General features: G+C 74.1%; 18 protein-coding genes. 13 read left to right on the forward strand and 5 right to left on the reverse strand.

The window, feature by feature from the left end:
• The first annotated feature begins 100 nt into the window (after nucleotides 1-100).
• A complete protein-coding gene (locus OEIGOIKO_RS25005) occupies nucleotides 101-1,342 on the forward strand; it encodes a coiled-coil domain-containing protein (protein ID WP_307721243.1) in 1,242 nt (413 codons plus the stop codon).
• Nucleotides 1,343-1,436: 94 nt separating this feature from the next.
• Here the strand turns inward: OEIGOIKO_RS25005 and OEIGOIKO_RS25010 are convergent, their stop codons facing one another.
• Entirely contained in the window at nucleotides 1,437-3,065 is a 1,629-nt protein-coding gene (locus OEIGOIKO_RS25010; protein WP_174857323.1) for an MFS transporter, read from the reverse strand.
• Between the two features lie 574 nt (nucleotides 3,066-3,639).
• Between OEIGOIKO_RS25010 and mfd the strand changes: the two genes are divergently transcribed.
• The 3 genes from mfd to OEIGOIKO_RS42170 all read left to right on the forward strand — a co-directional run bounded on the left by mfd (nucleotide 3,640) and on the right by OEIGOIKO_RS42170 (nucleotide 8,699).
• Complete coding sequence (gene mfd, locus OEIGOIKO_RS25015) at nucleotides 3,640-7,179, forward strand: transcription-repair coupling factor (protein WP_125055899.1); 3,540 nt, start codon at nucleotides 3,640-3,642, stop codon at nucleotides 7,177-7,179.
• 284 nt (nucleotides 7,180-7,463) lie between these two features.
• Nucleotides 7,464-7,997, forward strand: a complete 534-nt coding sequence (locus OEIGOIKO_RS25020; RefSeq protein ID WP_125055900.1) for a hypothetical protein — start codon at nucleotides 7,464-7,466, stop codon at nucleotides 7,995-7,997.
• Nucleotides 7,998-8,141: 144 nt separating this feature from the next.
• Nucleotides 8,142-8,699 carry a hypothetical protein gene (locus OEIGOIKO_RS42170; RefSeq protein ID WP_174857100.1) on the forward strand — a complete coding sequence of 186 codons (558 nt, stop codon included), beginning with the start codon at nucleotides 8,142-8,144 and terminating at the stop codon, nucleotides 8,697-8,699.
• 88 nt (nucleotides 8,700-8,787) lie between these two features.
• Here OEIGOIKO_RS42170 and cpt read toward each other — a convergent pair whose 3' ends face one another.
• Together cpt and OEIGOIKO_RS25035 are read right to left on the reverse strand one after the other, a co-directional pair.
• Complete coding sequence (gene cpt / locus OEIGOIKO_RS25030) at nucleotides 8,788-9,357, reverse strand: chloramphenicol phosphotransferase CPT (protein WP_125055902.1); 570 nt, start codon at nucleotides 9,355-9,357, stop codon at nucleotides 8,788-8,790.
• 17 nt (nucleotides 9,358-9,374) lie between these two features.
• Entirely contained in the window at nucleotides 9,375-10,838 is a 1,464-nt protein-coding gene (locus OEIGOIKO_RS25035; protein WP_125055903.1) for a DUF2079 domain-containing protein, read from the reverse strand.
• A 79-nt stretch (nucleotides 10,839-10,917) separates the two neighbouring features.
• Here OEIGOIKO_RS25035 and OEIGOIKO_RS25040 point away from each other — a divergent pair, with 79 nt between their 5' ends.
• The gene (locus OEIGOIKO_RS25040; RefSeq protein WP_125055904.1) at nucleotides 10,918-11,718 is read left to right on the forward strand and encodes an HNH endonuclease family protein; all 801 of its coding nucleotides are present in this window, start codon (nucleotides 10,918-10,920) and stop codon (nucleotides 11,716-11,718) included.
• Between the two features lie 87 nt (nucleotides 11,719-11,805).
• On the opposite strand, the gene OEIGOIKO_RS25045 is transcribed toward OEIGOIKO_RS25040, so the two are convergent.
• Nucleotides 11,806-12,585, reverse strand: a complete 780-nt coding sequence (locus OEIGOIKO_RS25045) for a DUF4190 domain-containing protein (protein ID WP_125055905.1) — start codon at nucleotides 12,583-12,585, stop codon at nucleotides 11,806-11,808.
• Between the two features lie 325 nt (nucleotides 12,586-12,910).
• On the opposite strand from OEIGOIKO_RS25045, the gene OEIGOIKO_RS25050 reads away from it, so the two are divergent.
• The 5 genes from OEIGOIKO_RS25050 to OEIGOIKO_RS25070 all read left to right on the forward strand — a co-directional run bounded on the left by OEIGOIKO_RS25050 (nucleotide 12,911) and on the right by OEIGOIKO_RS25070 (nucleotide 19,437).
• Complete coding sequence (locus OEIGOIKO_RS25050; protein ID WP_125058927.1) at nucleotides 12,911-14,968, forward strand: N-6 DNA methylase; 2,058 nt, start codon at nucleotides 12,911-12,913, stop codon at nucleotides 14,966-14,968.
• Between the two features lie 145 nt (nucleotides 14,969-15,113).
• Complete coding sequence (locus OEIGOIKO_RS25055) at nucleotides 15,114-15,791, forward strand: hypothetical protein (RefSeq protein ID WP_125055906.1); 678 nt, start codon at nucleotides 15,114-15,116, stop codon at nucleotides 15,789-15,791.
• Nucleotides 15,788-17,548 (forward strand): serine/threonine-protein kinase, encoded by a 1,761-nt coding sequence (locus OEIGOIKO_RS25060; RefSeq protein WP_125055907.1) that lies wholly within the window; start codon nucleotides 15,788-15,790, stop codon nucleotides 17,546-17,548. The genes OEIGOIKO_RS25055 and OEIGOIKO_RS25060 overlap by 4 nt, the downstream gene beginning before the upstream one ends.
• 175 nt (nucleotides 17,549-17,723) lie before the next feature.
• The gene (locus OEIGOIKO_RS25065) at nucleotides 17,724-18,365 is read left to right on the forward strand and encodes a SurA N-terminal domain-containing protein (RefSeq protein ID WP_125055908.1); all 642 of its coding nucleotides are present in this window, start codon (nucleotides 17,724-17,726) and stop codon (nucleotides 18,363-18,365) included.
• Between the two features lie 61 nt (nucleotides 18,366-18,426).
• Nucleotides 18,427-19,437, forward strand: a complete 1,011-nt coding sequence (locus tag OEIGOIKO_RS25070) for a nucleoside triphosphate pyrophosphohydrolase (protein ID WP_125055909.1) — start codon at nucleotides 18,427-18,429, stop codon at nucleotides 19,435-19,437.
• Here the strand turns inward: OEIGOIKO_RS25070 and OEIGOIKO_RS25075 are convergent.
• Nucleotides 19,383-20,648, reverse strand: a complete 1,266-nt coding sequence (locus OEIGOIKO_RS25075; RefSeq protein ID WP_125055910.1) for an MFS transporter — start codon at nucleotides 20,646-20,648, stop codon at nucleotides 19,383-19,385. The genes OEIGOIKO_RS25070 and OEIGOIKO_RS25075 overlap by 55 nt on opposite strands.
• 161 nt (nucleotides 20,649-20,809) lie before the next feature.
• On the opposite strand from OEIGOIKO_RS25075, the gene OEIGOIKO_RS25080 reads away from it, so the two are divergent.
• The 3 genes from OEIGOIKO_RS25080 (at nucleotide 20,810) to OEIGOIKO_RS25090 (ending at nucleotide 23,686) form a co-directional block, all read left to right on the forward strand.
• Nucleotides 20,810-21,772 carry a LysR family transcriptional regulator gene (locus OEIGOIKO_RS25080; protein ID WP_246177524.1) on the forward strand — a complete coding sequence of 321 codons (963 nt, stop codon included), beginning with the start codon at nucleotides 20,810-20,812 and terminating at the stop codon, nucleotides 21,770-21,772.
• Between the two features lie 108 nt (nucleotides 21,773-21,880).
• Entirely contained in the window at nucleotides 21,881-22,279 is a 399-nt protein-coding gene (locus OEIGOIKO_RS25085; RefSeq protein WP_241269521.1) for a DUF6479 family protein, read from the forward strand.
• 141 nt (nucleotides 22,280-22,420) lie between these two features.
• Nucleotides 22,421-23,686 carry a cytochrome P450 family protein gene (locus OEIGOIKO_RS25090; protein WP_174857324.1) on the forward strand — a complete coding sequence of 422 codons (1,266 nt, stop codon included), beginning with the start codon at nucleotides 22,421-22,423 and terminating at the stop codon, nucleotides 23,684-23,686.
• Nucleotides 23,687-23,767: the final 81 nt, after the last annotated feature.

The following is a 23,767-nucleotide window of genomic DNA, read 5'->3' on the forward strand; positions in this document are numbered from 1 at the left end:
GGACGATGGAAAGGGGCGGAGTGTCGCGTAACGGTCGCTTCGAATCGATCCAGAAAGATGTGCGCGCGAGTGCGCCGCACGTCGGAGAGGGGCTTGAGGGATGAGTGCATCGGTTTCGCCTCACGGGTTCGAGATCGTACGAGGACGTGGCTACCGTCCCGAGGATGTCGACCGCCGGGTGGAAGGGCTCTCGATCGACCGTGACTCGTGCTGGGAGCGCGCGGCACGGCTGACGGTCCTCGCCAACGAGATGACGGCCGAGCTGGCGGAGCTGCAGGAGTACGTCCGGCAGCTGCCGCCGCAGACGTACGAGTCGCTGGGCGACCAGGCGCGGCTGATCCTGACGACGGCGGAGTCCGAGGCGGCCCGGCTGCGCAAGGACGCCGAGGAGGCGGCCGAGCGGGCCCGCGACGAGGCCGAGGCGTACGCGCGGCAGCTCCAGGAGGCCGCCGACCGGGCCGCGCAGCAGCTGCGGGACGAGACCGAGGACCAGGCGCGCCGCACGGTCGAGGCGGCGTGGGCCGAGGCGGACGGCATCGAGGCCGCGGCCGTCAAGGACGCCGGGCAGTGGCGGACCGCCGCCCAGGACGCGCTGCACGAGATGGAGCAGCGCACCACCGCGATGCTGCGCGAGCAGGAGCAGGAGCAGACCGAGGAGTGGGAGGCGGCCGGCCGCGACCTGGCCGCGCAGGAGGCCGACCTCGAACTGCGGGTGGCGGAGCTGGAGGAGCTGGGCCGGGCCAAGGTCGCCGAGGCGGAGCGCTTCCTCGCGGAGGCCGAGGAGGCGGCGCGGCACCGCGACGAGGACGCCGAGGCGCGCGCCGCGGATCTGCTGGCGCAGGCCAGGGTCGAGGTCGAGCGGATCGAGCGGGCCACCGACCGGATACTGCGGGAGCACACGGAGCGGCGCGAGAAGGTGCGCGAGCACATGACGCACGTCCGCAACACGCTGGCCGCGCTGACGGGCAAGGCCCCCGACGAGGACGAGCCGGCGGGCGGCGCGGCGGCCGAGGACGGCGGGGACGTCGCGGGCGCGGGGGCCACGACGAACGCGCAGGGCGGCACCGTGCTGCTGGAGAAGGCCGGTGGCGCGGGGGAGGCCGATGAGGGCTACGAGGCCGGGGGCACCGGGGTGTCCGGGGGTGCCGAGGGCGCTGGTGAGGCCGAGGGGTCCGGTGGGTCCGGTGGGTCCGACGGAACTGTTCGGGTGCGGGAGGCCACTGTGTCCGGTACCGGTGCGACCGCCGCCGGGGAGCCCGCCGACACGCGGGCGCCGGTGGACCCGGACAACGAGGACACCCTGGAGACGAAGCTGCCGCGGCTGCCGGAAGGGCAGCAGTGATACGGGCCGCGAACCCGGCGGGGAACGGGCCGGGCGCCGAGGGGCGCGCGCCTCTTCCCCGCCGGGCGCCGTAGCGCCGTAGTACCGTCAGCCGTCAGCCGTTCGCGGACTCGGCGGCCGGCTGCTTGACGGCCGGCTGCTCCACGGCCGTACCGGCTGTACCGGCCGTACTGCCCGTGCCTTCGGAAGAAGCTCCGCCCCCAACGCTGTTCCCGGCCCCCTCCCCAGCCCCGTCCCCGCACGTGCCCCCCGCCCCGCCACCCGTTTCTCCGTGGACCGGGAAGCGGCGCGGTGCGAGGAACAGCAGGATCAGGAAGGCGAGTGCGGCGGCGGCCGCGGCGCCGAGGTAGACGTGCTCGACAGTGGCGTCCACGGCGCGCCGCAGGTAGTCGGCGGCCCGGTCGGTGAGAGCGCCGGCGTCGGCCAGTGCGTGCGAGACGGAGTCCAGGTCGTCCGGCAGGCCCGGCCGGATGCCCGTGGGCGCGGCGGCCAGCCGGCCGTTGAGGGTGGCGTTGGCGACGGCGCCGAAGAGGGCGGCGCCGACGCACTGGCCGACCTGGCGGCAGAAGAGGATCGAGGCGGTCGCGGTGCCGCGCTCCTCGAACCCGACCGAGGACTGCACCCCGATGATCAGCGGCAGCTGGAAGATCCCGAGGGTGGCGCCCAGCGCGAACATGAGCAGCGCGGGCTGCCAGGCGGCGCCTGGGTAGGGGAGCAGCGGGAAGACCAGCAGGACCAGCGTGGCGGCGCCGATGCCGGTCATGGCGCAGGCGCGGATGCCGACGCGGTTGTAGACATGGCTGCTCAGGGCGGCGGACACCGGCCAGCTCAGGGTCATGGTGGAGAGCACGAAGCCGGCCGCGATCGGCCCCAGTCCCAGGACGGCCTGGGCGTAGGTGGGCAGGAAGACGGTCGGCGCGACCATGAGCAGCCCGACCGCGCCGAGCGCCAGGTTGACGGCCGAGATCGTCCGGCGGCGCCAGACCCAGCCCGGGATGATCGGTTCGGCGGCGCGGCGTTCGATCAGGACGGTGGCGGCGCCGCAGAGCGCGCTGCTCGCGAAGAACAGCAAGGAGGGGGCGGAGAGCCAGGGCCAGGCGACGCCGCCCTGGACGAGGGCGGTCAGCAGCAGGCCGCCGCAGGCGAAGATCGCGAGTGCGCCGGGCCAGTCGACCCGGGGGCGCCCGGTACGGTCCCGCGCGGGCAGCGATTCACGGAAGTGCCGTACGACGAGCCAGAGCGCGAAGGCCCCCACCGGCAGGTTGACCAGGAAGATCCAGCGCCAGTCGGCGTACGCGGCGAGCAGGCCGCCGAGGGCGGGTCCGGCGATCGAGGAGGTCGCCCAGACGGTGGACAGCCTGGCCTGGATCTTGGGCCGTTCCTTCATCGGGTAGAGGTCGGCGGCGACGGTCTGCACGGTGCCCTGGAGGGCGCCGCCGCCGAGCCCCTGCAGGACGCGGAAGGCGATCAGGGAGGCCATGTTCCAGGCGGCCGCGCAGAGCAGCGACCCGGCGAGGAAGACGATCACGCCGGTGATCAGGACGGGTTTGCGGCCGAAGGTGTCGGAGAGCTTTCCGTAGACCGGCAGGGTGACGGTGACGGCGAGCAGGTATCCCGAGAAGAGCCAGGAGAACACGGCGAAGCCGCCGAGGTCGCCGACGATCTGCGGGACGGCGGTCGCGATGATCGTCGAGTCGAGCGCGGCGAGCGCCATGCAGAGCATCAGGGCGGCGACGACCCGCCCGCGCCTCTCGGGGGACCGGGATATCGGGGGCACGGGGGCGGCCGCCACGCCCGGCCCGGCCTCCGCACCCCGATCGGCCCCCGCGCCCGACCCGGTTTCTGCGCCCGGCCCGGCCTCCGTCCCCCGATCGGCCCCCGCGCCCGACGCGGCCCCCGAGCCCCCTCCAGCCCCCGCGCCCGACCCGGCCCCCGAGCCCCCTCCAGCCCCTGCGCCTCCCTTTACCCCAGCGTCTCCTCCGGCCTTCGCACCCCCGCCGGCCCCCGCACCCGGCTCAATGCCGCTTCCCGCAGCCCCTTCCGCTTCCGTCCGGCCGCTCGTGCGGTGACCGCTCCCGCTGTCCTGGCTCACGTGCCCCCCTCGGCTTTTGCGTGTACGTGACACTTTTCCATGGGGGCGCCGCTACCGGAACGGGGCTTCGCGCCCGGGCCGGCCGGTTGCCGGGGCGAGTGGAACGCGGGTGTCAGCAGGGAGTCGTACTCTTGGGAAACCCGGCCCGTCGCACGTGCCGGGCTGTTCGCGTTGTTCGCCTCACCGGGACGGAAAAGCCATTCTCATGAGCCTGACTGGTCTGCTCGACGCCGTTGCCCAGGACCCGGCGCTCGCCGAAGCCGTGCGGGCCGCGGCGGACGGCAACCGTCCCCAGGTGGACCTGGTCGGCCCGCCCGCCGCCCGCCCGTTCGCCGTCGCCGCCCTCGCGCGCCGCAGCTCCCGTACGGTCCTGGCGGTGACCGCCACCGGCCGGGAGGCCGAGGACCTGGCCGCCGCGCTGCGCTCGCTGATGCCGGCCGGCGAGGAGAACGCGGTGGTGGAGTACCCGTCCTGGGAGACGCTGCCGCACGAACGGCTCTCGCCGCGCTCGGACACCGTCGGCCGGCGCCTGGCCGTACTGCGCCGACTGGCCCACCCCAGCCAGGACGACCCCACCGCCGGCCCCGTCCAGGTGGTCGTCGCGCCCGTACGGTCCGTGCTCCAGCCGCAGGTCAAGGGCCTGGGCGACCTGGAGCCGGTGGCGCTGCGCACGGGGCAGACGGCGGACCTGGAAGAGGTCGTCGACGGGCTGGCGGCAGCCGCGTACGCCCGTGTCGAACTGGTCGAGAAGCGCGGCGAGTTCGCGGTGCGCGGCGGCATCCTGGACGTGTTCCCGCCGACCGAGGAACACCCGCTGCGGATCGAGTTCTGGGGCGACGACGTCGAGGAGATCCGTTACTTCAAGGTCGCCGACCAGCGGTCCCTGGAGGTGGCGGAGCACGGTCTGTGGGCGCCGCCGTGCCGTGAGCTGCTGCTGACCGCGCAGGTGCGGGCGCGGGCCGCCGACCTCGCGGAGCGGCACCCGGAGCTGGGCGAGCTGCTGGGCAAGATCGCCGAGGGGATCGCCGTCGAGGGCATGGAGTCGCTGGCTCCGGTGCTGGTGGACGACATGGAGCTGCTGCTGGACGTGCTGCCGGCGGGCAGCATGACGGTGGTGTGCGACCCGGAGCGGGTACGGACGCGCGCCGCCGACCTGGTGGCCACCTCGCAGGAGTTCCTCCAGGCGTCGTGGGCGGCGAGTGCGGGAGGCGGTAAAGCCCCCATCGATGTCGGTGCCGCCTCCCTCTGGGGCATCGCCGATGTCCGGGACCGGGCCCGTGAGCTGGGCATGATGTGGTGGACGGTGAGCCCGTTCGCCGCCGACGAGGAGCTGGACGAGGACACCCTCAAGCTGGGGATGCACGCTCCGGAGACGTACCGCGGCGACACCCAGCGGGCGCTGGCCGACACCAAGCGCTGGATCGCGGACGGCTGGCGGTCGGTGTTCATCACCGAGGGGCACGGCCCGGCCGCCCGTACGGTCGAGGTGCTGGGCGACGAGAACATCGCGGCCCGCCTCGACCCGGAGCTGGGCGAGCTGTCCCCGTCGGTCGTGCACGTCTCGTGCGGCTGCCTCGACAACGGCTTCATCGACCCGGGCCTGAAGCTGGCGGTGCTGACCGAGACGGACCTGACGGGTCAGAAGTCGGCGAGCAAGGAGCTGGGCCGGATGCCGGCCCGCCGCCGTAAGACCATCGACCCGCTGACGCTCCAGGCGGGCGACTTCATCGTCCACGAGCAGCACGGTGTCGGCCGCTACATCGAGATGGTGCAGCGCACGGTCCAGGGCGCCACCCGCGAGTACCTGCTCGTGGAGTACGCGCCGGCCAAGCGTGGCCAGCCCGGCGACCGCCTGTACATCCCCACCGACCAGCTGGAGCAGGTCACCAAGTACGTGGGCGGTGAGGCGCCGACGCTGCACCGCCTGGGCGGCGCCGACTGGACGAAGACCAAGGCGCGCGCGAAGAAGGCCGTCAAGGAGATCGCCGCCGACCTGATCAAGCTGTACTCCGCGCGGATGGCGGCGCCCGGCCACACCTTCGGCCCGGACACCCCGTGGCAGCGCGAGCTGGAGGACGCGTTCCCGTACGCGGAGACGCCCGACCAGCTCACCACGATCGCCGAGGTCAAGGAGGACATGCAGAAGTCCGTCCCGATGGACCGGCTGATCTGCGGCGACGTCGGTTACGGCAAGACCGAGATCGCGGTGCGGGCGGCGTTCAAGGCCATCCAGGACGGCAAGCAGGTCGCGGTGCTGGTGCCGACGACGCTGCTGGTGCAGCAGCACTTCGGTACGTTCACCGAGCGGTACGGCCAGTTCCCGGTCGCCGTGCGGGCGCTCAGCCGCTTCCAGACGGACACCGAGGCCAAGGCCACCCTCGAAGGGCTCAAGGACGGCTCGGTCGACCTGGTCATCGGCACCCACCGGCTGTTCTCCTCCGAGACCAAGTTCAAGGACCTGGGCCTGGTCATCGTGGACGAGGAGCAGCGCTTCGGCGTCGAGCACAAGGAGCAGCTGAAGAAGCTGCGCGCCAACGTGGACGTGCTGACGATGTCCGCCACGCCCATTCCCCGTACGCTCGAAATGGCGGTGACCGGCATCCGCGAGATGTCGACGATCACCACCCCGCCGGAGGAGCGGCACCCGGTCCTGACGTTCGTCGGGCCGTACGAGGACAAGCAGATCGGCGCGGCCATCCGGCGTGAACTGCTGCGCGAGGGCCAGGTCTTCTACATCCACAACCGCGTCGAGTCCATCGACCGGGCGGCGGCCCGGCTGCGCGAGATCGTGCCGGAGGCCCGGATCCAGACCGCGCACGGCCAGATGGGCGAGGCGCAGCTCGAACAGGTGGTGGTGGACTTCTGGGAGAAGAAGTTCGACGTGCTGGTCTCCACCACGATCGTCGAGTCGGGCATCGACATCTCCAACGCCAACACGCTCATCGTGGAGCGCGGCGACAACTTCGGCCTGTCCCAGCTGCACCAGCTGCGCGGCCGCGTCGGCCGTGGCCGCGAGCGTGGCTACGCCTACTTCCTCTACCCGCCGGAGAAGCCCCTGACCGAGACCGCCCACGAGCGTCTCGCGACCATCGCCCAGCACACGGAGATGGGCGCCGGTATGTACGTCGCCATGAAGGACCTGGAGATCCGCGGCGCCGGAAACCTCCTCGGCGGCGAACAGTCCGGCCACATCGCCGGCGTCGGCTTCGATCTGTACGTACGGATGGTGGGCGAGGCGGTCGCCGACTACCGGGCGTCCCTGGAGGGCGGTGTGGAGGAGGAGCCGCCGCTGGAGGTCAAGATCGAACTGCCGGTGGACGCGCACGTCCCGCACGACTACGCGCCCGGCGAGCGGCTGCGCCTCCAGGCGTACCGGGCGATCGCCGCCGCGACCTCGGAGGAGGACATCGCGGCGGTCCGCGAGGAGCTGACCGACCGCTACGGCAAGCTGCCCGAGCCGGTCGAGAACCTCCTCCTGGTGGCCGGCCTGCGGATGCTCGCCCGCTCCTGCGGCGTCACGGACATCACGCTCCAGGGCTCCAACGTCCGCTTCGGCCCGGTCGAACTGCGCGAGTCCCAGGAACTGCGCCTCAAGCGCCTCTACCCGCGCACCGTCCTCAAGCCCGCCACCCGCCAGGCCCTGGTGCCGCGCCCCGCCACCGGCAAGATCGGCGGCAAGCCGCTGGTCGGACGGGAACTGCTCGCGTGGGTGGGGGAGTTCCTGACGTCGATCCTGGGGTCCTGAGGCTCCCGCCCGGCCGGCCGTCGGTGCCGGCCGGGGGTGCCGCCGTCCGCCGGTGCGGACCGTCCCGGGACGGTTCCGCTCCCACGGTGATTGATGACGACGCCGTGACAGACCGGACGAGACACGGGGCAGACGTTGGGCGGCTCGCGACGGGCCGAGACAGGCGATTCCTTCAGCGGGTCCGCGTACCTGCCCCGGACCCCCGTACCTGCCCCGGTCCCCCGGACCTGCCCCGGACCCCCGTACCTGCCCCAGACCCCCGGACCTGGCTCCTCGTACGGTTCGTGCTGCAGTGGCCGGCGCCGGCCCTCGCCTGGGCGCTCCTGGTGGCCTGGCACGTCTGCGCGGTCATGGCGAACGCGGTCGTCGGCACACCGAGCCTCGACTTCCTGGTCCGGCGCTACGTCGGCCCCCGGCGGTTCGCGCGCGAGTGGGGCCGGAACCCGCGCCGCTGGGAGGACCACTTCCGGGCGCTCCTGCCCGAGTTGTGCGCGGAAGCGGCGAAGGTGTCGTGCCCGCCGGGTCTCCAGATCAAGTACCCGCTGCGGGCGCGTCTCAGGTACTGCCTCACGCACACCGGCACGGAGGACGGGAAGCTCCGCGACTTCGCGTTCACCGTCCCTGTCCAGCACTACCGCGGCTGCGGACCGGAGGCCGCCCGGCGCATCGCCCGGGCCGAGGGCCGGCGGATCCTCAAGCCCGGAACGTCCCTCGCCAACCACGTGGCGCCGGAAGACCGCCAGGCCCTCACCCTGGCCGTTCCGGACCCGCGCTACCAGCCCGCACCGCCGCCCGCCGCGCCCTCCGGAAAGCCGTAGAGACATCCGTCCAGCGGCGTTTGTGCTGCCTTCTGCCCGATTCAGGCACCTTGACGGTGACCGGTAGGAGATATCGCTCTATGGTCAGGCTGCCCCGTGCGTCTCACGGGGCCACCCGATCTCAGAGAACTGGATGTTCCCACCGTGATAAGACCCCGCCGCGCCGCCCTGTCCGCCGCCTCGCTGATCACCGCGGCCCTGATCGCCCTCTCCGGATGCACGCCGGACGGCGGTGCGGACAAGGACGGCGCGGCGAGCCCGTCCGCGACAGCCTCCGCCTCGGCGTCCGCCACGCCGTCGCCGTCCGCGTCGCCGACCGAGAGCCCGAGCCCCAGCGCGACGCCGTCGGCCGCCGCGCCCACGCCGACGCCCGAGGCGGCCGGACCGCCCGCGCCGGCGCGTAAGACGCCCCGGACCGGTGGGGGTTCGGACTCCGGTTCCGGCGGGTCCGGGTCCGGGTCCGGCTCCGGCGGTTCGTCCTCCGGCGGCTCCGGCTCCGGTTCCGGATCGGGTTCCGGATCGGGTTCCGGCTCCGGTGGTTCCGGGAGCGACGTCTCCGGCGACGTGATCCTCGCGCCGTCCGGCAACCACTACCGCCGCGGCCAGTTCTGCAAGAAGGCCCACCTCGGCCTGACCACGAAGGACGCCCACGGCGCGACGCTGAGCTGCGAGATGCAGAGCGGGCGTCCGCACTGGCAGTGAGTTGTGCGGGCCGGGCGTCCGCACTGGCAGTGAGCTGTGCGGGCCGGGCGTCCGCATCGGCGGTGAGCCGCCGCGGCCCGGCCCGTCCTCACACCACGTGCGCGGCGATCCGCCGTGCGCAGGTGAGGGGGTCGGTGGCGCCGGTGTCGACCTCGATGTCGTAGGTGACGCCCCGGTGGACCAGTTCGGCCTGGGACGCGGCCATGCCGGTGATCCGGTCGCCGCGCGCGGCCTCGCGGGCGGCGGCCGTCTCCGCGTCGCAGCGCACGCCGACCCACAGCACCGACAGGCCCTTCAGCGTGCGGCGCCAGCGTTCCTGGCCTTCGGCGCCGCCGAGGAAGACCTCGTCCAGGAGGACGCCGGTGCCGGTGCGGGCTATGGCGGCGACGCCTTCCTGCCAGTCGGCCTGGAGGGCGCGGAAGACGGGCCCGACGGTGATGCTGCCGTCGGGGGCGAGGCCGAGGCCCGGCGCGGTGTCGGACGCCTCCGGTACGACGAGTGACGGCGGCAGGGCCTCGATGAAGGAGTCGACGCCGAAGGTCAGCCAGGGCCGGGGCAGGGCTTCCTGGAGCTGCCGGATCAGGGTGGAAGTGCCGGAGCTGGAGCCGCCGTTCAGGACGACGACATCGGTGCGGGTGCGGGGCAGGCCGGTGGTCATCGGGCCACCGTACGGAGTCAGAGCCGTCCTGTCCGCTGGATTACGGTGACGTCGCCGGCCGCCCCGAGGATGCCGTACACGGCCTTGGGGTGGCGCTTGCGGGCGTCCTCCAGGGCCTGTTCGGGCTTGCGTCCGTCGTGCAGTTCGACGGCGATGTAGTCGGGGTCGATGCCGCGGGTGTCCCCTATCCAGAAGACCCGGGTGCGGTCGGTCAGGCGGGAGATGGGCCGTATGTCGGCCTCGACGGTGGCACCGTCGGGGATACGTTCCAGCAGGTGCTCGGCGGCCGTCACGGACGGCGGTTTGCGGTAGGTGCCGGCCTCGGTGAGGCGGGCGAGCGGGAGCGTGGTGGTCAGGGCCAGCGCGGCGGCCAGTACGGCGGCGGGCAGGTGGTGGGCGTAGGCGCGGAGCCAGGGGCGCGCGGAGACCAGTGTGCGCGGCAGGGCGTCGGCCAGGGCGAGGAAGAGCACCGGCATCAGGACGGCGTTGTAGTGCCAGTCGATGCCCCAGTAGTGCGGTTCGTGGGAGAGGAACCGCCAGCCGAGGGTGGGCAGCGCGGCCAGCAGCAGGGGGGAGCGCAGCGCGAGCAGGCCGGTGGTGGGCAGGAGGAGCCAGAGCAGGGTGCGTACGGCGGTGTCCGCCGGGATGCGGGGGACCGGTCCGCCGGCGCCGCTGAGCTTGTTCCAGTAGTCGTACGAGCCGGACCCGTTGAAGCCGGGGATGATCACGCCGAGGGTGACGGCGGTGGCCACCAGGCCGAAGGCGACGAGCCCGACGGCGAGCGGCACGGCGCGCCGCGCGCGGACGAGGATCAGCGCGCCGACGACGGCGGCGGTCACCCCCAGGTCCTCCTTGACGAGGACGAGCGGCGCCGCCCAGCACACCGCCGCGGTCCAGCGGCCGCGCAGCACCGCTTCCAGCGCGAAGGCGATCAGCGGTACGGCGAAGGCGATCTCGTGGAAGTCGAAGTCGACGGCCTTCTGCAGGCCCCAGGACAGCCCGTACGCGACGCCGACGGCCAGGCCGCGGCCCTGCCCCAGGAAGCGGACGGCGGTCCGGGTCACCGGCACGGCCGAGAGCGCGAAGAGGAAGGCCTGCGCGAACAGGAGCGTCTGGGGGCCGGGGAAGATCCGGTAGAGCGGGGCGAGCAGGACCAGTACGGGGCTGAAGTGGTCGCCGAGGATGTTCGTGCCGGGGCCCTTGAGGTCGGCGACGGGGGCCCGCAGGTGCGCGTAGGCCCGTACGGCCTGCTCGAATATGCCGAGGTCCCAGGAGGACGTCGCCATCGAGCGGAAGCGCAGCACGGAGACCGCGGCGAACAGGACGAAGAAGGCCGCGGCGGTCCAGTAGGGGAGCAGGCGCGGACCGAGCAGGGTGGCGGTGCGGGCGCGGAGGCGGCCGGGGGCCGGTGCGTATCCGCTCCCGGTGACGGGCACGGGCGTCGTCCTGCCGCTGGTCGCGGTTGCTGCGGCCGTGTCCATGGGCGTCCTTACTCTCAACTTCCGAAAAGATATCCGAGGCCGCTGAACCGGCCGGTATTGTCGCCTGTTTTGAGATGGGATGTCCCTCTTGCACCGGATACGGACCGCATCGTCGCCCCGCGCCACACCCCTGACCAGCACCCGCCGCCGCGGCGTCGCCGTCGCCGCGGCCGGACTGGCCGCGCTGCTCGCCCTCACCGGCTGCACACCCGACGGTGGCAAAGGGGGCGGTACGGGAGAAGACGGCGGCACGGCGTCGTCCGTTCCCGCGGCGGGCGGCACGGCGCTGCACGCCGTCGGCACCCTCACCGTCAAGGGCCGCGCCCCCAAGACCGGTTACACTCGCGCCCGTTTCGGCACCGCCTGGGCCGACACGGACGGCAACCACTGCGGCACGCGCGACGACATCCTCAAGCGGGACCTGACGGAGGTGCGGTTCACCGACGGGCACTGCAAGGTCGCCTCCGGGACGCTGAAGAAGGACCCGTACACCGGCCTGGCGGTCCAGTACGAGCGCGGGCGCAGCAAGGTGGACATAGACCACCTCGTGGCGCTGTCGGACGCGTGGCAGAAGGGCGCCCAGCAGTGGCCGGGCCGCAAGCGCGTCGCGCTCGCCAACGACCCGCTGAACCTGATCGCCGCCGACGCCTCCGCCAACCGGCAGAAGGGCGACGGGGACGCGGCGACGTGGCTGCCCGCCAACAAGGCGTACCGCTGCGACTACGTGGCGCACCAGGTGGCGGTGAAGAAGAAGTACGGGCTGTGGGTGACGCAGGGGGAGAAGGACGCGATGACCCAGGTGCTCAGCGGGTGCCCGAAGCTGAAGCTGCCGGCGGGCGGCGGGCCGACGGAGGCGCCGGAGCGGTTCACGGCGAAGTAGCGGGGGCGGCGCACCACACAGGCCGCCGGCCCGGTTCCGCGTGCTGCGGTTCCGGGCCGGCGGCCGGTCTGCGGGTGGTCCGTACGGTCAGAGGGTGAGCTGCCAGTGGGTGGCCTTGTGGTCGAAGCCGGGGCGGACCTCGACGTCCAGGGTCTTCGCGCCGGCCGGTACGTCGAAGGCGAAGTCGGCGGTGGCGGTCTTGCCGGCCGTCACGGTGCCGCTGAAGCCGGCGCCGGACTTGTCGTCGTAGATCCGCTCGGCGGTCTTGCCGTCCTTGCCGGCCCGCGCCTCGACCGTCACCAGGTCACCGGCGACGTCCTTGGTGCCCTTGTTCTCCAGCCGCACGGTGACCTTGTAGGACTTGTTGCCCTTCGCGTGCCCGATCGCGAACTCGTCGGGGGTGAAGGCGGCGGGCTTGGAGACGGTGACGTTCAGGCCGGTGCCGTAGACGGCGGTGGCGCCGCCCTGGTACTCCTTCGTGGCCGCGCCGCCGTCCTTCGGCTTGGCCTCCGAGCCCTCCAGGGCCTTGTTGACCTCCTTCACCGCCTGGTCGACCGCGGTCACGGTGATCACCAGGCCGGCCACCGACGCGAGCAGTGCGAGGACGCCGAGGATCGTGCCGGTCAGGGCCACGCCCCGGTTGGTGGCCTGGCCGCGCTTGGCCCTGCCGAGTCCCACCAGGCCGAAGATCAGGGCCAGCACGCCGAGGATGCCGGCCAGCCAGAAGAGCAGCGGGATCAGTCCGCTGAGGATGCCGATGATGCCGAGGGTGAGCGCGGCGATCCCCAGCCCGTTGCGGGCGGCCTGCTGCGGCGGCATGCCCGTCGGGGCCTGCGGCGCGTGCGGGTGGTGCGTCTGGTGCGACATGGAGATACGGCCCCTTCCGGGCGCTGGAGCGGGAGATCGGCGGTTCAGGGCACCGGGGTGCGCCACGAGCCGGGACGAGCCGGTTCCGCCGTGTGAACCGGTGGTGCGGTGGGTCAATAACAGCACTACCTGTGAACCGAGTCAACACTGTTTACGGATGGAAGTGGATTCACGTCGTGAAGGGGGTGATGCTGCATTCGTGGGTATGCTCGGCGACACAGGCAGGTCAGGGCGCGAGCGGACGGGAGCCGGCCAGGTGGCGGAGACAGCAGCGACGACGGGGAGCGGACCGGCCGACGGCGCGGCACCCGGGCCGGTGACCGAGGTGACCGCCGCCGGCATCGCCCGGCTGGCCGGCGTCGGCCGCGCCGCGGTCAGCAACTGGCGCCGCCGGCACACCGGCTTCCCCCGGCCCGTCGGCGGTACGGAGACCAGCCCCACCTTCGCCCTCGCCGACGTCGAGCACTGGCTGCGCGCCCAGGGCAAACTCGCCGAGGTCCCGCTGCGCGAACGGGTCTGGCAACAGCTCGTCTCCCACCCGGCCGGCGCCGCCACCGCCCTGCGGCACGCCGGCGCCGTCCTGCTGTTCGTCCGCGACCGCCCCTCCGCCTGGCGCGAGCTGAACGAGGCCGCCGACGACACCGAACTGGCCGGGATGCTGCCCGCCGTCCTCGCGTCCGTCCTCACCGCCCATCTGGGCCCCCACCACCCCGTGCACGGCCTGACCCGGGACGCCCTCCTGCCGTCCGCCGCCCTCGTGCGGGCCACCGCGGAACTCGCCGCCGGCGAGGACGGCGCCGTACCCGCCTTCGAGTTCCTGCTCGGCCGCCACCTGGACGCCAACCCCCGGCAGTACACCCTCACCCCGCCCGGCCCGGCCGCCCTGATGGCCGCGCTGGCCGGACCGGCCCGTACCGTCCTGGACCCGGCGAGCGGCACCGGCAGCCTCCTGGACGCGGCCGCGGACACCGCCGAGGACACCGCCGAGCTGTACGGGCAGGAGGCCGACCCGGACCTGGCCGCGCTCACCGCGCTGCGCCTGGCGCTGCACGCCCCCGCCGCCCAGGTGCGCGTGCACGCCGCCGACACCCTGCGCGCCGACGCCTTCCCGCAACTGGCCGCCGACGCCGTCCTCGCCCACCCGCCGTTCAACGAACGCAACTGGGGCCACGACGAACTGGCCTACGACCCGCGCTGGGAGTACGGCTTCCCGGCCCGTACGGAGTCCGAACTGGCCTGGGTGCAGCACGCGCTGGCCCGGCTGCGCGAGGGCGGCACCGCCGTCCTGCTGATGCCGCCCGCCGCCGCGTCCCGCCGCTCCGGCCGCCGCATCCGCGCCGACCTGCTGCGCCGCGGCGCCCTGCGCGCCGTGATCGCCCTGCCCGCCGGGGCGGCACCGCCGTACGGCATCCCGCTGCACCTGTGGGTCCTGCGCAGGCCGGGCGCCGCCGCCCAGCCCTCGCCGCACCTGCTCGTCGTCGACACCGCCGCCCTCGGCGCGGGCGGCGCCCCCGGCCGGGACAAGCCCGACTGGCAGGCCGTACGGACCACCGCGCTGGAGGCGTGGGAAGCGTTCGACCGGGACGGCGGGATCGCAGAACAGCCCGGCGTCCGGCGCTCGCTGGCCGCCATCGACCTGATCGGCGACGACGTGGACCTGGCCCCGGCCCGCCACCTGCCGCCCCCCTCCGCCGCCGGCGGCCTCGCCGAACTGGCCACCGTCCGGCAGCGGCTGGCCACCACCCTGTCCCGTACGGCCGAACTGACCCCGGAAACGGCGGGCGGCCCCGACACCGCGCCCGCCCGCTGGCCGCTGACCACCGTCGGGGAACTCGCCCGCGCCGGAGCCCTCGTGCTGCGCGCCGGCGGCCCCGGCACCGCGACCGCGGACGCCGTGCCCGCCGTCCTCACCGAGCACGACGTCATCGGCGGCACGGCACCCAGCGGCGCGCTGCCCGAGGGCGGCGCCGCCCCGGCCGAGGAGCCCGTCCTGGTGGCGGCCGGGGACGTCGTGGTGCCCGTCCTGGGCGGCGGCGCCGTCGCCCGCGTCGTCGACGAGGCCACCGCGGGCGCCGCCCTCGGCCGCAACCTCTTCCTCCTGCGGCCCGACCCGGCCGCCCTCGACCCGTGGTTCCTCGCCGGATTCCTGCGCGGCACCGCCAATACCCGGCAGGCCAGCAGCTACGCGTCCACCGCCACCCGCCTGGACGTCCGCCGCCTCCAGCTCCCGCGGCTGCCGCTGGCCGACCAGCTCCGCTACGGACGGCGCTTTCGCGAACTGGCCGCCTTCGAGGAGACCCTGCGCCTCGCCGCCCGCCTGGGCGAACAGCTCGTCCAGGGACTCCACGACGGCCTGACGGACGGTTCGGTGACGCCCGGCTGAGGACGGTCCGGGGACGCCCGGCTGATTTCCTACAACCCCGGCGGCCCCAGCGGTGTCGTATATACGCTCGATCCCACGCATCCGAGCATGTCCCGGCACCGCACTCCACCGCCCCACGCCGGGCCTCGATCCGTCAGGAGCAGTCATGCACGGCCCCGCCCCGGCAGCACCGCCGCACCGTCCCGCGTCGCGCAGGACGGTCGTCCTGCTGCGCGTGGTCTTCGTGGCGCTGGCCGTGCTCAGCATCGGCTTCCTGGCCTGGCTGACGCTGCTGCGCGCCGCGCTCGTGCAGCAGCGCCGGCCGCTGGGCTGGTGGGTGTTCGGCGCCGACCTGGTCCTCCTGTTCGCAGCGATCGTGTTCGCCGGCGGACACGACGAGGATTCCTGGCAGTCGAACGTCTCAGCGGCGGTGCTCCTCCTCCAGATGGCCGGGGCCGTCGTGTACTACCTCGTCGTCGACGTCCGCGCGCAGCGCGTCACGCCCGAATGGCCGCAGTACGGGACGGCGGGCACGGGGGCGGGGTACGGCGCGACGGGCGCGGGGTACGGCTACCCGGGGCCGGACACGGCGGGGTACGGCTACCCGGGGCCGGACGCCGCGGGCTACGGACGTCCCGGGCCGGACACCGCGGGCTACGGCTACCCCGGACCGGCCCAGGCCCCCGCCCCCGCCCCGGCCGCCCCGAACCCGTACGCCGGAGCCCGGCCGCCGCACCAGCAGCCGCCCGCCTCCCCCTACCCGGCCCAGCCGCAGCGCATCGACCGCGTGCGCGCCGAACTGGACGAGCTGAGCGACTACCTCCGCAAGGAGGAGGGCCGTTGAACGGACGCGTCGTCGCCGAGCGCTACGAACTCTCCGCGCTGCTCGGCCAAGGCGGCATGGGCCAGGTCTGGATCGCCTACGACCGCCGCCTCGACCGCCGCGTCGGCGTCAAACTGCTGCGCCCCGACCGGGTGTCCGGCACCCCCGACGCGGAGGAGATGCGCCGCCGCTTCGTCCGCGAGTGCCGCGTCACCGCGCAGGTCGACCATCCCGGCCTGGTCACCGTGCACGACGCGGGCAGCGACGGCGACGACCTCTACCTGGTCATGCAGTACGTCGAGGGCGCCGACCTCGCCGACCACCTGGCCGAGCACGAGCCGTACCCCTGGCCGTGGGCGGTCAGCGTCGCGGCGCAGCTGTGTGCCGTACTGGCGTCCGTGCACGCCGTACCGATCATCCACCGCGACCTGAAACCGCGGAACGTGATGGTCAAGCCGGACGGCACCCTCACCGTCCTCGACCTCGGCATCGCCGCCGCCCTGGACACCGACACCACCCGCCTGACCAGCACCGGATCGCCCATCGGCAGCCCCGCCTACATGGCGCCCGAACAGGCGATGGGCGGCACGGTCGGCCCGTACACGGATCTGTACGCGCTCGGGGTGCTGCTGCACGAGCTGCTCAGCGGCGAGGTGCCGTTCGCCGGTTCCACGGCGCTGGGCGTGCTGCACCGCCACCTCTACGAGCCGCCCGTACCGGTCCGCCGCCTCCGGCCGGACGTGCCCGAAGAGCTGGAGGCACTCGTCCTGCGGCTGCTCGGCAAGGACCCGCAGGAGCGCCCCGCCGACGCGCAGGAGGTCTACCGGGCACTGGTGCCGCTGCTGCCCACCGCGGCGCAGGGCACGGCCGGTACGGGCACGGGCGCGCCGATGGATCCGACCCGCCCGTTCCGGCACCCGCACGCGCCGTGGCCCGTCCGCGCGGCGACGCCTGCGGCCCCGCAGGCGGTCGCGACGCCCCTGGCCCCGCAGGCGGTCGCGACGCCCCTGGCCCCGCAGTCGGTCGCGGCCGCGACCGCCGTACCGCAGCACGCCGTGGCCGTACCGCAGCAGATGACGGCGGCACCCGCGGCCTCCTTCGCCCCGCCGCCCCCGTTCCCGCCCGCGGGCACCGACCCGCGGATGTCCATGGGAACCGGCGGAACCGGCGGCTACGGGCCCCTGGGGACCGCCGACCCCCGGGCCCCGGGCACCGGCGGCCCCGACGTCGCCGCGGCCGTGGACGAGGTCAAACGTCTCCTGGACCAGGGCCGCATCACCCACGCCGTGGACATCCTCGGCGGCATCCTGCCTGCGGCCGCCGCCCGGCACGGCGCTCACTCACCGGTCGTACGGTCCCTGCGCAAGCAGTACGCGGCCACCCTCATGGACGACGGCCAGTACCGCCGGGCCCTGCCGGAACTGCGCGCACTGGCCGAGGAATTCGGCCGCGACACCGGCCCCGGCCCGGCCCGGCAGGCGCTCCAGTTCCACTACGAGGCCGCCCAGTGCCTGGAGCAACTGGGCGAGGTCAACCAGGCACTGGACGAGTACCGGGCCCTGCTGCCGCACTTCGAGCGCTACCCGGACGACCCCGTGCGGCCCCTGGAGATCCGCCGTTCCATCGGCCACCTCCTGCTCGCCCTCGGAGAGCGCGGCGCCGCCCAGGAGACCCTCGCCCGCCTCCTGCACGACGCGGAACGCCTGCACGGCCCGCACGGCGCCTTCCCGGCGGAGGTCCGCCGCACCCTGTACTGGCTCGGGCAGGTGCGCGGCTGAGCCGGTGGGCGGCGGGGAAGGCGACGGAAGAGAAACCGCCTTCCGGACAACTCGTTGGTCGAACCGGTGGCCCGGACCCCGCGGACTCTTTAGCATCGGCATCGATCAACGCCAGGTCGGAAGAGCCGCACGTCGCACGTCGCCGTACCGTCGTCGCACCCTGCCAGGAGGCTTGATGTTCCGCCGTAGGACCGCGCTTCCCGTTTCCGCCGCTGCCGCCCTGCTGGCCGCCCCGCTGCTCACGGCCTGCGGCACGGAGGCGCATCCCGGCGCCGCGGCCGTGGTGGACGGGCAGCGGATCAGTGTCTCGCAGCTCCAGTCGCGGGTACGGGACGTACGCGCCGCTCAGGAGAAGTCCCCGCAGGCCGCCCAACTCGTGGAGAACACCGGGAAGCTCAGCCCGGCCACCCTCAACGGCATGATCTTCGACCGGGTGCTGGAGCGCGGCGCGAAGGACGCCGGGGTCACCGTCTCCCGGCGGGACGTGCAGCAGTGGCGCACGGCGGCCGAGCGCAGCGCGGGGGGCGCGGACCGGCTCAAGGAGATGTGGCTCCAGCAGGCCATCGCGCCCGGCGAGGTCGACGCGGTGGTCCGCAACCAGCTGCTGCTGGACGGCGTCGCCAAGAGCATCGGTGCCGACCGCGGGCAGCCGCAGGGCCAGCAGCGGCTCGCCGAGTCGCTCGCCAAGACGTCCCGGAAAATGCACATCGACGTCAATCCGCGCTACGGGAAGTGGGACGACAGCCAGGTCGTCCTCGGCGGGACGAAGGAGCCGTGGATCAAGGACGTGACGGGCGCGGGGCAGCAGCAGACCTGAGCCGGGCCGGGGGCGGCGGCCGGACGGTCGCGCTGTCGGTGCCGTGCGTTACGTTCGTCGGGTGAACGCTGACGCCACCGACGCCCCCGGCACTCCGCAGGCCCCGGCCCCCGGCCGCCTGGTCCTGCTCACGACCAGCCACCGGGTCGCGCCCGGCCTGCTGTCCTGGCCCGCGTGGCAGACGCTGCGCGGCGCCGACCTCGTGCTGTGCGCCGACGCCGCCCATCCGCAGCTGCCGTATCTGCGCGAGGCGGGCGTCGTGGTCGGCACGGACGTGCCGGGCGCCCGTGAGCTGGTGGAGTTCTGCCGGGCCGGGGACCGTACGGCGGTCGTGATCACCTCGGCCGACGGCGACTCGGAGCTGACCGACGGCCTGGCCCGGATGGCGGGCTCCGGCCGGGAGACCATGCCGGACCTGGAGCTGCTGCCGGGCTCCTACGACCTGCCGGGCGCCCGTCTGCTCGACCTCGTCCAGGTCATGGACCAGATCCGCCGCGGCTGCCCGTGGAGCGGGGTGCGCACGCACCAGGACCTGGCGAAGTACGGCATCGAGGAGATGTACGAGCTGGTCGAGGCCATCGAGGAGGGCGACCGGGAGGCGGTGCGCGAGGAGCTGGGCGATGTGCTCCTCCAGGTCGTCTTCCACGCCCGGATCGCGCAGGACGACCCGGACGAGCCGTTCTCCGTCGACGACGTGGCGGGCACGATCGTGGAAAAGCTGATCCACCGCCACCCGCACCTCTTCGGCGAGGACGAGGCGCACACCCCCGAGGACGTCAAGGCGCACTGGGCGCGGACGAAGGCGGCCGAGAAGCGGCGCGCCTCGGTCACCGAGGGCATTCCGCTCGGCCAGCCCGCGCTGGCGCTGGCCGGCAAGCTGGCCTCGCGGGCGCGTGCGTCCGGTATCGACGCCCTGCCGGCGGGCGAGGGCATCGGGTACGAGCTGCTCGCGCTCGCCGTACGGGCCGAGGCCGCCGGCACGGACCCGGAGACCGCGCTGCGTGCCGCCGCCCGCACCTACCGGGACGCGATCCGGTCCGCCGAGGAGGCGGCCTCCGGCGCCGCCGACTGAGCCCCGGGCCGCCTGCCGCGGGCGCGCAGCCGTTCGGCCGTCCAGACGGCGGCCACGGCCGCGCCCAGCGCCGCGCCCACGCCGCACACCCCGCCCCAGCCGGCCGCGCCCCACACCGCCGAGGTGAGCGCCGAGCCGACCGCGCCGCCGACGAAGTAGCTGGTCATGTAGGCCGAGTTGAGGCGGTTGCGGGCCTCCGGGCGCACCGCGTAGACCAGGTTCTGGTTGCTGATGTGCACCGCCTGCACCGCCGCGTCCAGGACGACCACCCCGGCCAGCAGGGCCACCAGCGGCCAGACGCCGCCCGCGCCCCCGGCCGCCAGCAGCACCCAGGAGCCGAGCAGCAGGAACCCGCCGAGGCCGGTGACCCGGTGGGCCAGGCCCCGGTCGGCCAGCCGCCCGGCGACCGAGGCGGACAGCGACCCGGCCGCGCCCACCAGGCCCAGCAGCCCGATCGCCGACTCCGACCAGCCGTAGGAGGGGCCGGACATCAGGAAGGCCATCGCCGTCCACAGCACACTGAACGCGGCGAAGGACAGCGCGCCGAGCGCGGCCCGCCAGCGCAGCACCGGCTCCTGTACGAAGAGGGCGAGCGTGGAGCGGATCAGCGCGGGGTAGCGCAGTCCGGCGCCGGTGTGCAGCGCGGGCAGTCGCAGCCGCAGCAGTACGGCCATCAGCAGCATCAGGCCGGCGTTGACCCAGTAGACGGTGCGCCAGCCGCCGAGGTCGGCCAGCAGCCCGGCGGCCGTACGGGCCAGCAGGATGCCCAGCAGCAGCCCGGTCATGACGGTGCCGACCGTACGGCCGCGCTCGGCGGGCGGCGCGAGGGAGGCCGCGTACGGGACGACGACCTGGGCGGCGACGGAGGTCAGGCCGGTGAGGGCGGTGCCGATCAGCAGCAGCGTCCCATTGGGCGCGCTCGCCGTCACCGTCAGGAAGACCGCGGTGGCCGCGGTCAGGCCCACCGCCAGCCGCCGCCGTTCCAGCAGGTCACCGAGTGGTACGAGGAGCAGCAGCCCGAGCCCGTAGCCGACCTGCGCGACGGTCACCACCAGCGCGGCGGTGGCCGCCCCCAGGTGGAGGTCGCGGCCTATGACGTCCAGCAGCGGCTGGGCGAAGTAGTTGCCCGCCACCGACAGGCCGGTCGCCACGGACATCAGCAGCAGCGTGCCGCGCCCCAGCCCGGGATGCCCCTCTACCTGGGAAGCCATCGGGTCCCTTTCCACACGACGCGCCACCCTGTCGGTAACGCTCCGGCCCTCAGCTTCCGCCGGGCCAGGTGATGAGTCCAACGCATAGTTTTCATCGCATCCATCGTGCAGCGCGATGGATCTCCCTCGTCGGCCGTCCCCGGCTGGCTACGCTCGCCGCCATGGAGCTGCAACAGATGCGGTACGTGGTCGCGGTCGCCGAGACCGGCGGCTTCACCCGCGCCGCCGAACGCTGCCACGTCGTGCAGTCCGCGCTCAGCCACCAGATCGCCCGCCTGGAGAAGGAACTGGGCGCCCGGCTCTTCCACCGGACCAGCCGCAGCGTGCGGCTGACGGCCGCGGGGGAGGCGTTCGTGCCGGTCGCCCGGCAGGCGCTGGAGGCGGCCGAGCGGGCTCGCGCCGAGGTGGAGGCGGCGGCCGGCGAGGTACGCGGTCGGCTCGCGGTCGGCGCGATCTCCACCGTCGCGGCCGTCGACCTGGCCCGCGAGCTGGGCGCCTACCGCGCCCGCTACCCGCAGGTACGCATCAGCCTGCGCACGGAGATGAGCGAACAGCTCATCGACCAGGTCCGGCAGGGCGCGCTGGACGTCGCCTTCGTCGGCCTGGTGCCCGGCGCCCGCAGTCCGGGCGTACGGGAGCGGGCCCTGGCCCACGGCGAGCTGGTCGCCGTCGTACCGCCGGACCACCCGCTGGCGGGCCGTGACTGGACGGACCTGCGGCGGCTGGCCGAGGAGACCTTCGTGGACTTCACGGCCGGGTCGGCGGCGCGCCGCCAGCGGGACGACGCGTTCCGCGCGGCGGGTCTGACGACCGAGGTGGCCTTCGAGGTGACCACCGTGGAGTTCCTGGCCAAGCTGGTCCGTGCCGGGCTCGGCATCGGCATGGTGCCGCTGGCGTTCGCCGCGGAACTGCCCGGACTGAGCGTGGTGCGCGTCCCCGACGCGCCCGCCCGGGTCGAACGCGTCGTCTGGAGCGCCCGCGGCCCCTCCCCGGCGGCCGCGGCCTTCCTGCACGCCCTGGGGGTGGACCCCGACGGGCCGGACCCGGGCTCCGGTGTACGCGGGCCGGACCCGGGACCGGCCGTACGCGAGCCGGACCCGGGCTCCGCCGTACGGGGGACATGAGTCCCGGCCCCGAGCCGGTGACCAGGGCGTTCGCGCGGGTACCGGCCTGCGGGCCGGGCGCCGCGGCCGCCCGCGCATCGTCGCCGCCCACCCGGGTACCCGGGTCCAATGACAGCAACGATCGCTTCGACCACACCGGCCCAGGACGGCACAGCCGTCCAGCAGGCCGTGGACCTCACGCGGGACATGGTCGTCGGCACCGGTCCGCTGATCGCCGGGATCGTCATCGTCGCGGGGCTGATCCTCGCCGTGGTCTACGGCAGGCGCCGCCGGGACCGTGAGCCCGACCCGCCCGAGCCGGAGACCCAGCCGACCCCGCCCAAGAACCCGACCGGGTACGAGAGCGAACTGCGCGACCCGAACGAGGTGCCGCGCGACGGCGACCACCGGCTGACCCCGCACGAGCTGCCCGACTACGGCAACGCCCCCACCCGGCACGGCGCCGACCAGGACCGCGAGCGCAAGCGCTGGCAGGACGGGCACAGCGGGTCCTTCGGCGGGGGTTAACGTCGAGGGGTGCGACCGCAGACTCCTTTCCCCGCCGGTTCCCCCGCCGGTTCCCCCGCCGATTCCCGCGCCGATTCCTCCGACGGTCTCCCCGCCGGCGAGCGGCCCGCCGACCCCGCCGGGGCCGGACCCGGCTGCCCGGTGACCGGCCCCGCGGCCGCCCCTGCCTGTCCGGAACTGTTCACCTGGGAGTTCGCCTCCGATCCGTACCCGGCGTACGCCTGGCTGCGCGAGCACGCGCCCGTGCACCGGACGCGGCTGCCCAGCGGCGTCGAGGCCTGGCTGGTGACCCGGTACGCGGACGCGCGGCAGGCGCTCGCCGACACCCGGCTGTCGAAGAACCCGGTGCACCACAGCGAGGCCGCGCACGGCAAGGGCAAGGTCGGCATCCCCGGCGAGCGCGGCGCCAACCTGATGACCCACCTGCTCAACATCGACCCGCCGGACCACACCCGGCTTCGCCGGCTGGTCTCCAAGGCGTTCACTCCGCGCCGTATCGCCCGGTTCGCGCCGCGCGTACAGGAGCTGACCGACTCCTTCATCGACTCCTTCGCGGAGCGCGGCGCGGCCGACCTCATCCACGAGTTCGCCTTCCCGCTGCCCATCTACGCCATCTGCGACCTGCTCGGCGTCCCGCGCGAGGACCAGGACGACTTCCGCGACTGGGCCGGGATGATGATCCGGCACGGCGGCGGGCCGCGCGGCGGCGTCGCCCGGTCGGTGAAGAAGATGCGCGGCTATCTCGCCGAGCTGATCCACCGCAAGCGCGAGTCGCTCGGCGACGAGGGCGCCGACGACCTGATCTCCGGCCTGATCCGCGCCTCCGACCACGGCGAGCACCTGAGCGAGAACGAAGCCGCCGCGATGGCCTTCATCCTCCTGTTCGCGGGCTTCGAGACCACCGTCAACCTCATCGGCAACGGCGTGTACCAGCTCCTGCGCCACCCCGAGCAGCGCCGGCTGCTCCAGAAGGCCGCCGCCGAGGGCGACGAGGGGCTGCTCGCCACCGGCGTCGAGGAGCTGCTGCGCTACGACGGCCCGGTCGAGCTGGCCACCTGGCGCTTCGCCACCCGGGACCTCACCCTCGGCGGGCAGCGGATCGCCGAGGGCGACCCGGTCCTGGTCGTCCTGGCCGCCGCCGACCGCGACCCCGAGCGCTTCCCGGGGCCGGACGTGCTGGACCTGTCCCGCCGCGACAACCAGCACCTCGGGTACGGCCACGGCATCCACTACTGCCTGGGCGCGCCGCTGGCCCGCCTCGAAGGGCAGACCGCGATAGCCACCCTGCTGACCCGGCTGCCGGACCTCCGGCTCGGCGCCGACCCGGACGATCTGCGCTGGCGCGGCGGTCTGATCATGCGCGGGCTGCGCGCCCTGCCGGTGGAGTTCACCCCCGTACCCAGGTGATGCCGCACCCGTGCAAAGAGGGCGTCCCGCCCCTCCGTACGGGGCCGGGAGCCTGTTCGTACATGACCACCCGTCAGACCG

Source organism: Streptomyces paromomycinus (assembly GCF_003865155.1).
GTDB lineage: Bacteria > Actinomycetota > Actinomycetes > Streptomycetales > Streptomycetaceae > Streptomyces > Streptomyces chrestomyceticus.